Source organism: Massilia sp. CT11-137 (assembly GCF_047302885.1).
Lineage (GTDB): Bacteria > Pseudomonadota > Gammaproteobacteria > Burkholderiales > Burkholderiaceae_D > Telluria > Telluria orientalis.
The window spans coordinates 767,259-780,380 of record NZ_JBKYMP010000002.1; the positions used below are offsets into that span (position 1 = coordinate 767,259).

General features: G+C 65.5%; 11 protein-coding genes. 7 read left to right on the forward strand and 4 right to left on the reverse strand.

The window, feature by feature from the left end; genetic code table 11:
• The first annotated feature begins 13 nt into the window (after window positions 1–13).
• A complete protein-coding gene (locus ACEN98_RS20160; protein WP_413386711.1) occupies window positions 14–1,741 on the forward strand; it encodes a methyl-accepting chemotaxis protein in 1,728 nt (575 codons plus the stop codon).
• Between the two features lie 146 nt (window positions 1,742–1,887).
• Here ACEN98_RS20160 and ACEN98_RS20165 read toward each other — a convergent pair whose 3' ends face one another.
• The 3 genes from ACEN98_RS20165 to ACEN98_RS20175 all read right to left on the reverse strand — a co-directional run bounded on the left by ACEN98_RS20165 (window position 1,888) and on the right by ACEN98_RS20175 (window position 7,109).
• A complete protein-coding gene (locus tag ACEN98_RS20165; RefSeq protein ID WP_413386713.1) occupies window positions 1,888–2,421 on the reverse strand; it encodes a DinB family protein in 534 nt (177 codons plus the stop codon).
• Between the two features lie 70 nt (window positions 2,422–2,491).
• Complete coding sequence (locus tag ACEN98_RS20170; protein WP_413386715.1) at window positions 2,492–5,302, reverse strand: valine--tRNA ligase; 2,811 nt, start codon at window positions 5,300–5,302, stop codon at window positions 2,492–2,494.
• A gap of 232 nt (window positions 5,303–5,534) precedes the next feature.
• A complete protein-coding gene (locus ACEN98_RS20175) occupies window positions 5,535–7,109 on the reverse strand; it encodes a S8 family serine peptidase (protein ID WP_413386717.1) in 1,575 nt (524 codons plus the stop codon).
• Window positions 7,110–7,424: 315 nt separating this feature from the next.
• Between ACEN98_RS20175 and ACEN98_RS20180 the strand changes: the two genes are divergently transcribed.
• Entirely contained in the window at window positions 7,425–8,063 is a 639-nt protein-coding gene (locus ACEN98_RS20180; RefSeq protein ID WP_413386719.1) for an ANTAR domain-containing response regulator, read from the forward strand.
• A 61-nt stretch (window positions 8,064–8,124) separates the two neighbouring features.
• Window positions 8,125–9,231 carry an S-(hydroxymethyl)glutathione dehydrogenase/class III alcohol dehydrogenase gene (locus ACEN98_RS20185; protein WP_371766092.1) on the forward strand — a complete coding sequence of 369 codons (1,107 nt, stop codon included), beginning with the start codon at window positions 8,125–8,127 and terminating at the stop codon, window positions 9,229–9,231.
• Between the two features lie 113 nt (window positions 9,232–9,344).
• Here the strand turns inward: ACEN98_RS20185 and ACEN98_RS20190 are convergent, their stop codons facing one another.
• Window positions 9,345–10,319, reverse strand: a complete 975-nt coding sequence (locus ACEN98_RS20190; RefSeq protein ID WP_413386721.1) for an alpha-amylase family glycosyl hydrolase — start codon at window positions 10,317–10,319, stop codon at window positions 9,345–9,347.
• 147 nt (window positions 10,320–10,466) lie between these two features.
• On the opposite strand from ACEN98_RS20190, the gene ACEN98_RS20195 reads away from it, so the two are divergent.
• The 4 genes from ACEN98_RS20195 to ACEN98_RS20210 are packed head-to-tail and all read left to right on the forward strand — an operon-like array spanning window position 10,467 to window position 13,109.
• Window positions 10,467–11,048: an RNA polymerase sigma factor gene (locus ACEN98_RS20195; RefSeq protein WP_413386723.1), complete on the forward strand. Its 582-nt coding sequence runs from the start codon at window positions 10,467–10,469 to the stop codon at window positions 11,046–11,048.
• Window positions 11,045–11,539 (forward strand): hypothetical protein, encoded by a 495-nt coding sequence (locus ACEN98_RS20200; protein WP_413386725.1) that lies wholly within the window; start codon window positions 11,045–11,047, stop codon window positions 11,537–11,539. The genes ACEN98_RS20195 and ACEN98_RS20200 overlap by 4 nt, the downstream gene beginning before the upstream one ends.
• A 21-nt stretch (window positions 11,540–11,560) precedes the next feature.
• On the forward strand, window positions 11,561–12,322 hold the full coding sequence (locus tag ACEN98_RS20205; protein ID WP_413386727.1) for a hypothetical protein: 762 nt from the start codon (window positions 11,561–11,563) through the stop codon (window positions 12,320–12,322).
• 25 nt (window positions 12,323–12,347) lie between these two features.
• Entirely contained in the window at window positions 12,348–13,109 is a 762-nt protein-coding gene (locus ACEN98_RS20210) for a hypothetical protein (protein WP_413386729.1), read from the forward strand.
• Window positions 13,110–13,122 lie beyond the last annotated feature (13 nt).

Below are 13,122 nucleotides of genomic sequence, written 5' to 3' on the forward strand. Positions count from 1 at the left end.
AATGTTAAATAATATGAAGATTAAGACGCTCGTCGTGACGGCATTGAGCTTGCTCGTCGCGATGATGCTGGTGATTGGTGTCATGGGCTTGTACGGCGCGGACCGGTCGGTCGGCCTGATCCGCCACGTGATCCTGGCGGACCAGAAAAGCGCGTACGACCAAAAGTCGATCCGCCTCGACATGGAGCTGGCGCGCAGCCAGATCCTCCAGGCCTTGCAGCATAACCCGACGCTGTCCTGGTCGCAGCTGCATGACCACGCGCTGACCGTGCATTTCTCCCAGATCGACGCCCTGGCGAACGCCACGAACGAGAAGTGGACGAAGTACAGCGGGTCGATCGGCAATGCCGCGGAAAAGCGCCTGGCCGACGAATGGTTCGCCAAGAGCGATAATCTGGGCGTGGCGCATATCAAGGCGGCGGCCGACGCGATCCGGGCGGGTGACTGGGACGGTGCGGAAGCCATCCTGATCAAGAAGATCAATCCGTCGTACCGGGTCGGTGACGAAGCCATGGCGGCGCTCACGCGCGCGTCGAAGGCGCGCGCGGCCGCCAACGAGGCGGACGTCGCCGACAGCCTGCGCCACACCGCGTATTTTGCGGGGGGCGTGCTGTTGCTGGCCGCGCTGGTCGGCGTCGCCGTGGGCGCGGCGATGATCCGCGGGATCTCGGCGCCGCTTGGCGAAGCGACCGCCATCGCGTCCCGCGTTGCCGCGGGCGACCTGACCGGACGGATCGAGGTGCGCGGCAACAACGAAATCGGCACCTTGCTGGCGGCGCTATCGCAGATGAAAGCCAACCTGGCCGGTATCGTCGCGGAAGTGCGCACCAGTACTCACACCATTTCCAGCGCCTCCTCCCAGATCGCGGCCGGCAACATGGACCTGTCGGAACGTACTTGTGGCCAGGCCAGTTCGCTGGAACAGACCGCCGCGTCGATGGAAGAGCTGACCGGCACGGTACGCCAGAACGCCGACAACGCGCGCCAGGCCAATCAGTTGGCGGTATCGGCGTCGGAAGTGGCGGTGCGCGGCGGCGGCCTCGTGGCGCAAGTGGTCGACACGATGGGTTCGATCAACGAGTCCTCGCGCAAGATCGTGGACATCATCGGCGTCATCGACGGGATCGCGTTCCAGACCAATATCCTCGCGCTGAACGCGGCGGTGGAGGCGGCCCGGGCCGGCGAGCAGGGCCGTGGCTTCGCCGTCGTCGCGTCCGAGGTGCGCAACCTGGCCCAGCGCTCGGCCGGCGCCGCGAAGGAAATCAAACAACTGATCGGCGATTCCGTCAGCAAGGTGGACAGCGGCGCGCGCCTGGTCGACGAGGCCGGTGTCACCATGAAAGAGATCGTCAGCGGCATCCAGCGCGTGACGGACATCATGGGCGAAATCACCCAGGCGAGCCAGGAACAGACTTCCGGGCTCGACCAGATCAACGAGGCGATCGGCCAGATGGATTCGATCACGCAGCAGAACGTGGCCCTGGTCGAGGAAGCCACTGCCGCCGCCACTTCGCTGCTGGACCAGGTCGGTGCGCTGAGCGGAGTCGTGGACGTGTTCGTGCTGGACGAGGTGCCGGGCCAGCGGGATCTTCATCGTGCGTCCGCCACGCGTCCGGGAACGAAGCCGGACGCCCCGGTGCGCGCACTGTCCGCGCCCGCGCGGCGCGCGACCGGCGCGGGTGCGCCGTCCGCCGTGAAGCGGACGACCGCGGTGGAGGACGAGGCGTGGGAAACGTTCTGATGGCGTAGGTGCGCGCAGGTTATGCGGCGAGCATCAATATGCCGCCGCAGCGCATTCTTGCACTGCTTGCGTGGACGGCCGTCGGCCGTCGCACGTTCGATTTTCCCGGGACTGGCCGGACTGCCGCCGCGTAAGCGCCATCCGCGTCAAGCCACGTCCGGCAACAGCAGGAGGATGTCCGTCGGACCGACGTCGATGCCCATCTGCGAGAACAGCGTCGTGGCCTGGCCCCGGTGATGCGTCTGGTGGTTGAACACGTGCAGCAGGACGTCGCCCAGTCGCTTCGTGCTCGCGATGCCCTTCATCGACGTCCACGTGAACGCGCCGTCCAGGTGGGCGGGCGTCACTTCGGCGCTGAACGCGAGGATGGCGGCGTCCAGTTGCCTGCGCAACGCGTCCAGTTCGGGCAAGGTCGCGCATAGGCGCGCGTCCAGCGACGCCGGCCGGGGCAGCTCCTCCAGGCACTGCAGCGATGCCAGGCCCGGCACGCCGGCCGCGATGCGCTTGAACCAGATGCGGTCCGCGATCACGAGGTGGTTCAGCGTCCCGAAGACCGACCCGAAGAACGCGCCCCGGTCCTCATGCAGGCGCTCCGCCGGCAGCGCGGCGGCCGCGGCGTACAGCTTCCGGTTCATCCATTCGTTGTAGGTGGCCAGTTGTGCGAAGTGGGAAATCGTCATGAGCGTGATCCGATAAAAAAAAACGCGCCGGTGTCGAGCCGGCGCGTCGTTCATGGAAGAGCGTGCGACATCATGCCGGCGGCAGCTTGGCGAACTGCTCGTTCAGCTTGGCCAGGGTGGCACTGAAGTTGTCCAGGCGCTCGCGTTCCTGCGCGACGACGGCTGCCGGTGCGCGGGCGACGAAGCTTTCGCTGGACAGCTTGCCATTCGCCTTGGCGATCTCGCCTTCGATGCGCGCGATCTCCTTTTTCAGGCGCTCGCGCTCGGCGGCGACGTCGATCTCCACCTTCAACATCAGCTTGGTCGTGCCGACGATGGCGACGGCGGCCGGCGAATCCGGCAGCGCGTCGACGATCTGCACTTCCGACAGCTTGGCCAGCAGCGCGACGTACGGCGCGAAGCCTTGTGCGGCCGCGCGGTCGGCATCGTTCGCCGGTTCGACGATCAGCGGCACGCGCACGGACGGCGACAGCTTCATTTCACCGCGCAGGTTGCGGGTCGCGTCGGTGACCTTCTTGAACTGCTCCATCCAGCTTTCCGCATCCGCGTCGATCAGCGACTCGTCGGCGATCGGGTACGGCTGCAGCATGATGGTGTCGCGATTGTCGCCCGATCCTTTGCCGGCCAGCGGCGCGACGGCCTGCCACAGCGCTTCGGTGACGAACGGGATGATCGGATGCGCGAGGCGCAGCACGACTTCCAGCACGCGCAGCAAGGTGTGGCGGGTGGCGCGCTGCTGCGCTTCCGTGCCCTGCTGGACCTGCACCTTCGCCAGTTCCAGGTACCAGTCGCAGTACTCGTCCCAGACGAAGCTGTAGATGCTGTTCGCGATGTTGTCGAAGCGGTAGTCCTCGAAGCCCTTCGCGACGTCGAGCTCGACGCGGTTCAGGCGCGAGATGATCCAGCGGTCGGCCTGCGAGTAGTCGGCGGCATCCGGCTTGCCGCAGTCCTTTCCTTCCGTGTTCATCAGCACGAAGCGGGTCGCGTTCCACAGCTTGTTGCAGAAGTTGCGGTAGCCTTCGCAGCGGCCCAGGTCGAAGTTGATGTTGCGGCCGAGGGACGCGTAGCTCGCCATCGTGAAGCGCACGGCGTCCGTGCCGAAGGCCGGGATCCCGTCCGGGAATTCCTTGCGCGTCGCCTTGGCGATCTTCTCGGCGGCCTTCGGGTTCATCAGGCCCGTCGTGCGCTTGGCGACGAGCGATTCCACGTCGATGCCGTCGATCAGGTCGATCGGGTCGAGCGTGTTGCCTTTCGATTTCGACATCTTCTGGCCCGACGAATCGCGCACGAGGCCGTGCACGTACACGGTCTTGAACGGGACCTTGCCGGTGAAGTGCGCCGTCATCATGACCATGCGCGCGACCCAGAAGAAGATGATGTCGAAGCCGGTGACGAGCACGGAGGAGGGCAGGAACATCTCCATGTCCTTCGTCTGTTCCGGCCAGCCGACCGTCGAGAACGGGACGAGCGCGGACGAGAACCACGTGTCCAGCACGTCGTCGTCGCGCTTCAGTTCACCCTGGACGCCGGCGGCAAGCGCCTTCTGCCGCGCTTCTTCCTCGTTGCGGGCGACGACGACTTCGCCGTTCGGGCCGTACCAGGCCGGGATGCGGTGGCCCCACCACAGCTGGCGCGAGATGCACCAGTCCTGGATGTTGTTCAGCCACTGGTTGTACGTGGTCGTCCAGTTCTCCGGGACGAACTTGATCTCGCCGCTCGCGACCTTTTCCAGCGCCACGTCGGTGATCGACTTGCCCGGGTTGTGCGTGCCTTCCGGCGCCGGCTTGCTCATCGCGACGAACCACTGGTCCGTCAGCATCGGCTCGATCACGACGCCCGTGCGGTCGCCGCGCGGCACCTGCAGCTTGTGCGGTTTGACTTGTTCCAGCAGGCCTTGCGCTTCGAGGTCGGCGACGATCTTCTTGCGCGCTTCGAAGCGGTCCAGGCCGCGGTAGGCTGCCGGCGCGTCGTCCGTGATCTTCGCCTCGAGCGTCATGATCGACGGCATCGGCAGGTTATGGCGCTGGCCGACGGCGTAGTCGTTGAAGTCGTGCGCCGGCGTGATCTTCACGCAGCCGGTGCCGAACGCTTTATCCACGTAGGAATCGGCGATGACGGGGATCTCGCGGCCGACGAGCGGCAGCTTGAGCATCTTGCCGTGCAAGTGCGTGTAGCGTTCGTCGGTCGGGTCGACGGCGACGGCGACGTCGCCCAGCATCGTTTCCGGACGCGTCGTCGCGACCGTCAGGTGGCCGCTGCCGTCCGCCAGCGGGTACTGGATGTACCACATCGAGCCGTCTTCTTCTTCCGACACCACTTCGAGGTCGGAGACGGCCGTGCCCAGCACCGGGTCCCAGTTGACGAGGCGCTTGCCGCGGTAGATCAGGCCTTGCTCGAACAGGCGCACGAACACTTCGGTCACGGTCTTCGAGCGCGGCTCGTCCATCGTGAAGTATTCGCGGTTCCAGTCGGCCGAGGCGCCCAGGCGGCGCATCTGGCCCGTGATGGTGCTGCCCGATTTTTCCTTCCACTCCCAGACCTTCTCGACGAAGGCTTCGCGGCCCAGGTCGTGGCGCGAGATCTTCTGCGCGTCGAGCTGGCGCTCCACGACGATCTGGGTGGCGATGCCGGCGTGGTCAGTGCCCGGGATCCACGCCGTGTTGAAGCCACGCATGCGGTAGTACCGGGTCAGGCCATCCATGACGGTCTGGTTGAAGGCGTGGCCCATGTGCAGGGTGCCCGTCACGTTCGGCGGCGGCAGCTGGATGCTGAACGACGGCTTGCCGTCGTCCATTGACGCGGCGAAGTAACCGCGCTGTTCCCATTCCGTGCGCCAGAATTGTTCGATGTCGACTGGCTCGAAAGACTTGGCTAATTCCATGATGTGGCTGTAGTGGCTGTATGGGCTGAAAATGCGAAAACGACCATTATAGATGACGGCGAACGGCCTGCGCCGGCAGAGCCGGCGAGAATTTGTAGGGTGGGCGGCCCGCCGCCCACGCGGACGCTCGCATCTTGCATAGCTGAGCGTGGGCTCGGTGAGCCCACCCTACGACAAACGGGCGCTGCATGCAGCGCCCGTTTGTCGTGGCATATGAGACGCGAATGATGGGCTATTTACCGCAGCCCAGCGCCTTGATGCGATCGTACGCCGCCTTGGCCTGCACGAGACCGTAGCCGTACTTCGTGTCGCGGCCGGCCGTGCCCAGGTCGAGCGCGCTGTTGTCCAGCGACGTACGGATCTGAGCGCCCGTGCAGGTCGGGAAGTAGCTCCACACCAGTGCGGCGACGGCCGACACGTGCGGCGTGGCCATCGAGGTGCCGTCGAAGTAGGCGTAGTTCGATGCCTTCACGGCCACCGTCGCGCTACTACCCAGCTGGGCCTTCATCGCGGCGCCGTCCGTGTCGGAGGCGGTCAGCGACGGGATCGTCGTGACGGTCGTGCCCAGCGTGCCGCCGAATGCGCCCGCCACGTTGTTGTAGACGATCGCGCCCACGCCGCCGCTGTTCTGGCAGTTGGCGACCTTGGTCGCGAAGTCGACGGTGCCGCGCTGGATCAGGCAGACCTTGCCGGAGACGGACGAGTTGACGGTGTCGCCGATGCCGAAGTCGGCCAGCGGCGCCGTCGCGGTCTTGACGGGCGAGCCTTCCATCGCCGACGAGGCGTAGTTCGTCGAGCCGACCGTCAGCGCGGTGTCGACGCCGGTGCCCATCGGGACGGTCGACAGCACGGCCACACCGGGACCGGCGATCTCGACATCCTTGTTGTATTGCGAGAACGAGGCGACGACCTTGTTCTCGTCCACGGCCGCCACCGACATCACGCTCGTGTAGCCGGCCGGGTACGACGTCGTCGAATTGCCGTCGTTGCCCGCCGCCGCGATCGAGAGGACGCCCTTGGTCTGCAGGTTGTCGAACGCGCGCTGCTCGGTGATGCTCCTGGCACCGCCGCCCAGCGACATCGTGATGACGTTCGCGCCCGCCGCGCCGCATTTATTCGCCGCGTTGGCCAGGGTCGAAGAATACGTCCACGCGCCATCCTTGCCGAACACTTTCACGATGTGCAGCTTGAGCTGCTTGTTCGGGTTCACGCCGACGACACCCAGGCCGTTGTTCACGCCGGCGATGGTGCCGAACACGTGGGTGCCGTGGTGGGTTTCGTCCGTGTACCACCAGCCCGTGCCGGAATCGTATTCGCCGGTGACGTTGGCGCCGTTGTTCTTCAGGTCTTCATGGCTGAAATCGACACCGGAGTCGATGATGCAGATCTTGCGGTTGCTCGTGTTCGCATCGGACAGCTGGTCGGCCTGCACCTGCTTGATGCCGTACGGCACCAGCTGGCCGGACGTGTACGGTACGCCGGTCGACGGTGTCGTCAGCGCGAACGGTTTGCGGATCACGTCTTCCTCGACGTACTCGACGTTCGGATTGTGCTGCAGGCCCTGCAGCGCGGCCGTCGGCACTTCGATGGCCATCGCGTTCATGTTGAAGATGTCCTGCTTGACCGTGCCCCGGGCGGCCGCGACGGCGGACTTAATGTTGGCAGCCGCGCCGGGTTTGAAGGCGACGATCACGCGGGTCGTGTCGGGCGCGGCCGACACACTGCCCGAGAACGCGACGGCCAGGGCCGCCACGCACAGCCCGAGGACCGGGACCATCTTCGATGCGCGAGTGATTTTCTGATTCATCGGTGTTTTCTCCGTCTAAGAAAATATCGTTATCGCAGCTGGCCTTGTGGGCCGCCGCTTATTGGTCGTACTCCTTTAACTACCGATACATCTTCGCTACCCGCTTTGGGTAGCGAAAATCAGTTTATTTTGAGAAGTTATACATATGCAATCGGATTTCAATCGTGCGCAACAGTTGTTGCGTAAGCGCAGAGATTGTGAATTTCTTTGACGAGACGGCTTGTCAACGTGCTATATTTTTGGCGCGCCGCAGGCGCCCATGCGACCGCGCGCCGCAACGGTCGCGTGCAACCTCTCGCTGCGAGAACCATAACAATGAGCGCGTACCCGCCTCCCCGCCGGCTGATCCTGCTGGTCGACGACGATCCCCTCCTGCTCGATTACCTGAAAACCGTACTGGACCATTCCGGTTACGAGACGATGACGGCCGAATCGGCCGCCGAAGCGCTGCAGCGCGTGGCCGAACGCGAAGCCGACATCGCGCTGGCCCTGCTCGACATCAGCATGCCCGGCATGTCCGGCCTCGACCTGGCGCGCCGCCTCAGGGAGCACACGTCGGTCGCGTTCATGTTCCTGTCGTCGGTCGACGATGCCGAGACGGCGCGCCAGGCCGCCAGCCACGGGGCCGTCGGCTTCGTCGTGAAGCCGGTCGATGCCGCGCGCCTGATTCCCGCGTTCGAATCCGCGCTGGCCCGCGCCGACGAGATCCGCCAGTTGCGCCGCACCGAAGCGAACCTGAACGCCGCGCTGGCGGCGGGTCGCGAGACGAGCCTGGCGGTGGGGCTGCTGATGGCGCGCTACCAGACGGACCGCAACACGGCGTTCGAGGTGCTGCGCGACCATGCGCGCTCGAGCCGGCGCAAGGTCAACGAAGTGGCGGAGCAGCTCGTGGCGGCGGAGGAATTACTTAACGGCCTGCACGGGGCGTTCGCGGGACGGTTGAAGGGAAAGTAGGTTTTGTGCCGGCTTGGTATCATGCCGATCATTCTTTCATCATCTTCCAGGGACCGTAAACATGAAAACCAGGGCCGCGATTGCATGGCAGGCAGGGAAACCGCTGACGATCGAAGAGGTCGAACTCGAGGGCCCGAAGGCGGGCGAGGTGCTCGTCGAAGTCAAGGCGACGGGCATCTGCCATACCGACTACTACACACTGTCCGGCGCCGACCCGGAAGGCATCTTCCCGGCCATCCTGGGCCATGAGGGCGCGGGCGTCGTCGTCGACGTCGGCCCGGGCGTGACGAGCCTCCGTAAAGACGACCACGTCATCCCGTTGTACACGCCGGAATGCCGCCAATGCAAATTCTGCCTGTCGCAAAAGACGAACCTGTGCCAGGCCATCCGCTCGACGCAGGGCCGCGGCCTGATGCCGGATGCGACGTCGCGCTTCTCGCTGGACGGCAAGCCGATCTACCACTACATGGGCACGTCCACCTTCTCGAACTACATCGTGGTGCCGGAAATCGCGCTGGCGAAAGTCCGTTCGGACGCCCCGTTCGACAAGATCTGCTACATCGGCTGCGGCGTCACGACGGGCATCGGCGCCGTGATCTTCACGGCGAAGGTCGAGGCGGGCGCGAACGTCGTCGTGTTCGGCCTGGGCGGCATCGGCCTGAACGTGATCCAGGCGGCGAAGATGGTCGGCGCCGATAAAATCATCGGCGTGGACCTCAACCCGGGCCGCGAAGAGATGGCCCGTAAATTCGGCATGACGCACTTCGTCAATCCGAAGGAAGTCGAGAACGTCGTCGACACCATCGTCCAGCTGACGGACGGCGGCGCGGACTACTCGTTCGAATGCATCGGCAACGTCACGACGATGCGCCAGGCGCTGGAGTGCTGCCACAAGGGCTGGGGCCAATCGATCATCATCGGCGTGGCGGAAGCGGGCAAGGAAATCGCGACGCGTCCGTTCCAGCTCGTTACGGGCCGCGTGTGGAAAGGCTCGGCGTTCGGCGGCGCGCGCGGCCGTACGGACGTGCCGAAGATCGTCGACTGGTACATGGAAAACAAGATCAATATCGATGATCTCATCACCCATCACCTGACGCTCGACCAGATCAACGATGGCTTCGACCTGATGAAGAAGGGCGAGTCGATCCGGTCGGTCGTGGTGTTCTGATCCCGCCAACGTCCGCGTGGGCGGCAGCGCCCACGTTTCTTCCGTCTGTTCCGCGTTTCGTGCGGCCGGTATGTCGTGCGGGATCCCGCCGTCCAGGCTGCGCACCATGCCGATCACGCCGTCCGGCAAGCCGTCGATGAAGACGGTCGCGCCGCGGCGCGGATCTCGTCCAGGAAATCCGTCGGCGTAATGTCGGCATCGTCGAAGCGCATGCCGTCCAGGCCGAAGCGTTCGACCCAGCGGCACATCGTATCGACCAGGTAGCGGCGCAGGTCGGGATTGCTGAAATCGAAGCCGGCAAAATACTCGCGGTGCGGCACGGCATACATCACCTTGCCTGCGCGGTCGCGCTGGAACCAGCCGGGGTGAGTCACCGTCAGCGGATGGTCGACGCTGCTGCGGTTCAGCGTCCAGTCGAACACGATGCGCATGCCGCGCGCGTGGATCGCGTCCACCAGCCGCCGCAGGCCGTCTTCGTCGCCGAGCGCCGGGTCGATGGCCTCGAAGTCGCGCACCGCATACGGGTCACCCAGGCTGCCGCGCCGGCAGGCCACGCCGATCGGGTGGATCGGCATCATCCAGATCGTGTTCACGCCCAGGTCGGCAAGGTGGCCGAGGCGCGCACGCACGCCGTCGAAGTCGCCGCCGAACGCGCGTACCGACAGCTGGTAGACCACGGCGTCGGGCAGCCACGCGAGGCTCGTCAACGCTTGATGATTCCGGTACAGCGCGCCCGGCGCTTCCGCACGCAGGCCGCGCCGGCGCAGGAACACGGTGCCGTCCAGGCAGACGGTGACGCAGGAATTGCCCTGCCCATCTTCGGACATCCACGGGTTGGCGGGATCGGCGATCCAGTGCGTATCGTCCAGCACGAATTTGTACAGGTGGCGGCCGGGCGGCAGCGGCAGGGTGCAGGTCCAGCGGGTCGGCGTCACGCGTTCGAGCATGCGGGCATCGCCCACCCAGCTGTTGAAGGTGCCGGCCAGCGCGACGGCGCGCAAGTCGGCCGGGCCATCGAAGACGAAGCGCACGCCGCCGGCGGCGAGAGCGGGGAGCAGGGCGGGATCGGCGTCGCGGGCGATGTGCATCGGGCATTCTTGGTGTTGTTCTTGTTATTGAACTACATAATTGATGCTTAGTAAACAGTAGCAATACTACATTTTCATTTCCTGTAAATATTCTGGAACTTTTCCCTCGCCCCGTTCAAATAAAAGAAAAGAACGAACGAACCCGACGTGAACGAGACCGACGACTTACAACTGCTGCGCGCGATCCGACAGGGCGACGAGGCCGCATTCCAGACCCTGTACCGGCGCCACCGCAGCGGCTTGTACAGTTTCGCGCTGCTGCACAGCGGCGCGCCGGACGTGGCGGCGGACGTCGTACAGGACGTGTTCATGGGCCTCCTGAACGACATTTATGGCTTCGATCCGTTGAAAGGCATGCTCGCCAATTTCCTGTACGGCGTGGCCCGCAACCTCGTGCTGAGCCATGCGCGCCAGAACAGCCGTTGGGTGCAGGCCGCGGGCGACGGCGACGAGGACGACGGCTGGGAGGTGGCCGATCCGGCGGCGGGGCCGCTGGGCAAGCTGCTCGACGACGAAGCGGTCGAGCAGCTGCGGCGCGGACTGGCCGTGCTGGCGCCGCATTACCGCGACGTGGTGATCTTGTTCGAGCTGCACGAAAAGTCGTACCAGGAAATTGCCCAGATCTGCCAGCTGGAGATCGGCACCGTGAGATCGCGCCTGGCGCGCGGCCGTGCCGCGCTGGCGCAGGCGCTCGCGCCGTACCGGGCCATCGCAAAGGACATCGCATGAACAGGTTGGAATTCGAAGACGGGAATGGCAAGGCTCCGGCGCCGGCATGGCGGGACGCGCGCCGCGTGCTCGCGCAGGCGGCGCCGCCGGACCGTGTGGAACAGGCGCTGCTGCGCGCTTTCAGGCAACGCCACGCGCCGCGGCCGTGGTATCGCCGGTGGAGCGCCGATGCGGTCGCGTCCTGGGCCGGCATCGGCGCGGCGGCGTGTGCGCTGGCCATTGCCGGCATGAGTTTGCTGCCCACGGCAGCGCCATCGCCCCGCGTGGTGCGCGTGCTGGCGGCGGCCGACGTCGGGTTCGTGCCGCTCGTGCCGCCGGAGCGCATGGCGGCCGCGCCGAATCCGCAATTGAAGCAGGCGAACCTGCCGCGCGCGGCCCTCGTGCAGATGGGGATTCCGATCGTGGCGGACGCACCGCAGGAACTGGTCCACGCGGAACTGCTGGTGGCGGGGACGGGCGAACCGCTGGCGATACGGCTGGCCGTGAACTGAAGTTTTTTCCAAGGAGGAGTGATGAAACGGACTTTCCTGTCCGCCGGCCTCGCTTTGCTTGCGCTGGCGCCGCTGGCCCATGCGCAGCAGGGCGGGGCGGCGAATGAAGCGCTGGAATTGATGCTGCTGCAGACCAGCGCGTCGACCCGCTGTACCGACGATTGCACGGTGCGCAGCCTGCCGTATTCCGCCGAGCGCGTGACGGAAACGGTCAAGGTGCTGGCCGACGGCAACCGCATCGTCCGGCGCAACACGGAGAAGCTGTACCGCGACAGCGATGGACGCACCCGGGTCGAATCGGAATGGAATGGCAAGCCGCTCGTGCAGATCCAGGATCCGGTCGGGGGCATGAGCTACCGCCTGTATCCGGACACGAAGACGGGCTACCGGATGGCCATCGCGGCGCCCGCCGGTCCGGCGGCATCCGTGCCCGGTGCCGCGAAGGTGGCCGAGCAACTGGCGCCGGCGCTGAACGTCGACGCGGCGGGCACGGTAGCCCAGTCGCGTTCGCTCGGCACGAAGCAGATCGAGGGATTGACGGCCACCGGCACCCACACGACCGTGACCGTGCCGGCGGGGGCGAGCGGCAACGTCAAGCCGATGATCAGCACGACGGAAGTGTGGATCGCGCGCGACCTGTGGATTCCCCTCGAGATGAGGATGTCCAACCCGTTCATGGGGGACAGCGTGATGCGCGTGCGGAACCTCTACCGCCTCGAACCGCCGACGGCCCTGTTTGCCGTGCCGGCCGACTATACGGTGCGCGAAATCGTGCGCCGCTGATTGCTTACCAACGAAAGGGAAGACCATGAAAGTTTCCGCAATCCTGTTCAGCCTGCTGGTCGCGTGCCAGATCCTGCCCGCCGCTGCCCAGACTGGCGACATGACGCGGCCCGACGTCACCGGCATCATGCAGGCGCATCATGCCGATCAATTCAGCCCCCAACGCCTCCGCGTCGAGTACAACGCTGCCGTCGCCAGGCTCAGGATCCTTGCCGGCGCCGGCAAGCCGCTGGCGTACACCTACGATTACGTGACGGACACGAGCATCGCGCTCGCCGGCGGCAATGCGCAAAAGTCGCAAACGAAGACGTCGTATGCTTACGACAAGGATGGCCGCTCGCGTACGGTGTCGTCGTCGTTCGGGCTGGCGCGCATCGTCATCGCCGATCCGACGCAACATGCGGTCTACCTCGTCTGCCCGGAGCGCAAGGAAGTCCTGCGCCTGCAGGGGGCCGCGCTGGACGAAGCGGCGCCCGTACAGCCGCCCGTCGCGCCGGGCGCGACGACCGACCTGGGCGAGAAGGTGATCGCCGGCGTCAAGGCGAACGGCAGCCGTTCGGAATTCACCGTGCCCGCCGGCGCCCAGGGCAACGAGAAGCCCCTGGTGCACAAGGTCGAAACGTGGTTTTCGACCGATCTGGCGACCGTCGTGTACCTCCAGTTGAACATGCCGGAGTTTGGCGACATCGTCTCGCATGTCGACAACCTCAAGTTCGGCGACGTCCCGGCGTCCACGTTCGCCTTGCCGGAGGGTTACGCGATCCGCGATATCGCATTGCATGAATGATCACAGCATGGCA

What these genes read in the sequence shown, in the direction of transcription:
- ACEN98_RS20185 (WP_371766092.1), top strand. Translation starts at nt 8,125, where the DNA reads ATGAAAACCAGGGCCGCGATTGCATGGCAGGCAGGGAAACCGCTGACG.
- ACEN98_RS20190 (WP_413386721.1), bottom strand. Translation starts at nt 10,319, where the DNA reads ATGCACATCGCCCGCGACGCCGATCCCGCCCTGCTCCCCGCTCTCGCC.
- ACEN98_RS20170 (WP_413386715.1), bottom strand. Translation starts at nt 5,302, where the DNA reads ATGGAATTAGCCAAGTCTTTCGAGCCAGTCGACATCGAACAATTCTGG.
- ACEN98_RS20180 (WP_413386719.1), top strand. Translation starts at nt 7,425, where the DNA reads ATGAGCGCGTACCCGCCTCCCCGCCGGCTGATCCTGCTGGTCGACGAC.
- ACEN98_RS20210 (WP_413386729.1), top strand. Translation starts at nt 12,348, where the DNA reads ATGAAAGTTTCCGCAATCCTGTTCAGCCTGCTGGTCGCGTGCCAGATC.
- ACEN98_RS20205 (WP_413386727.1), top strand. Translation starts at nt 11,561, where the DNA reads ATGAAACGGACTTTCCTGTCCGCCGGCCTCGCTTTGCTTGCGCTGGCG.
- ACEN98_RS20175 (WP_413386717.1), bottom strand. Translation starts at nt 7,109, where the DNA reads ATGAATCAGAAAATCACTCGCGCATCGAAGATGGTCCCGGTCCTCGGG.
- ACEN98_RS20200 (WP_413386725.1), top strand. Translation starts at nt 11,045, where the DNA reads ATGAACAGGTTGGAATTCGAAGACGGGAATGGCAAGGCTCCGGCGCCG.
- ACEN98_RS20160 (WP_413386711.1), top strand. Translation starts at nt 14, where the DNA reads ATGAAGATTAAGACGCTCGTCGTGACGGCATTGAGCTTGCTCGTCGCG.
- ACEN98_RS20165 (WP_413386713.1), bottom strand. Translation starts at nt 2,421, where the DNA reads ATGACGATTTCCCACTTCGCACAACTGGCCACCTACAACGAATGGATG.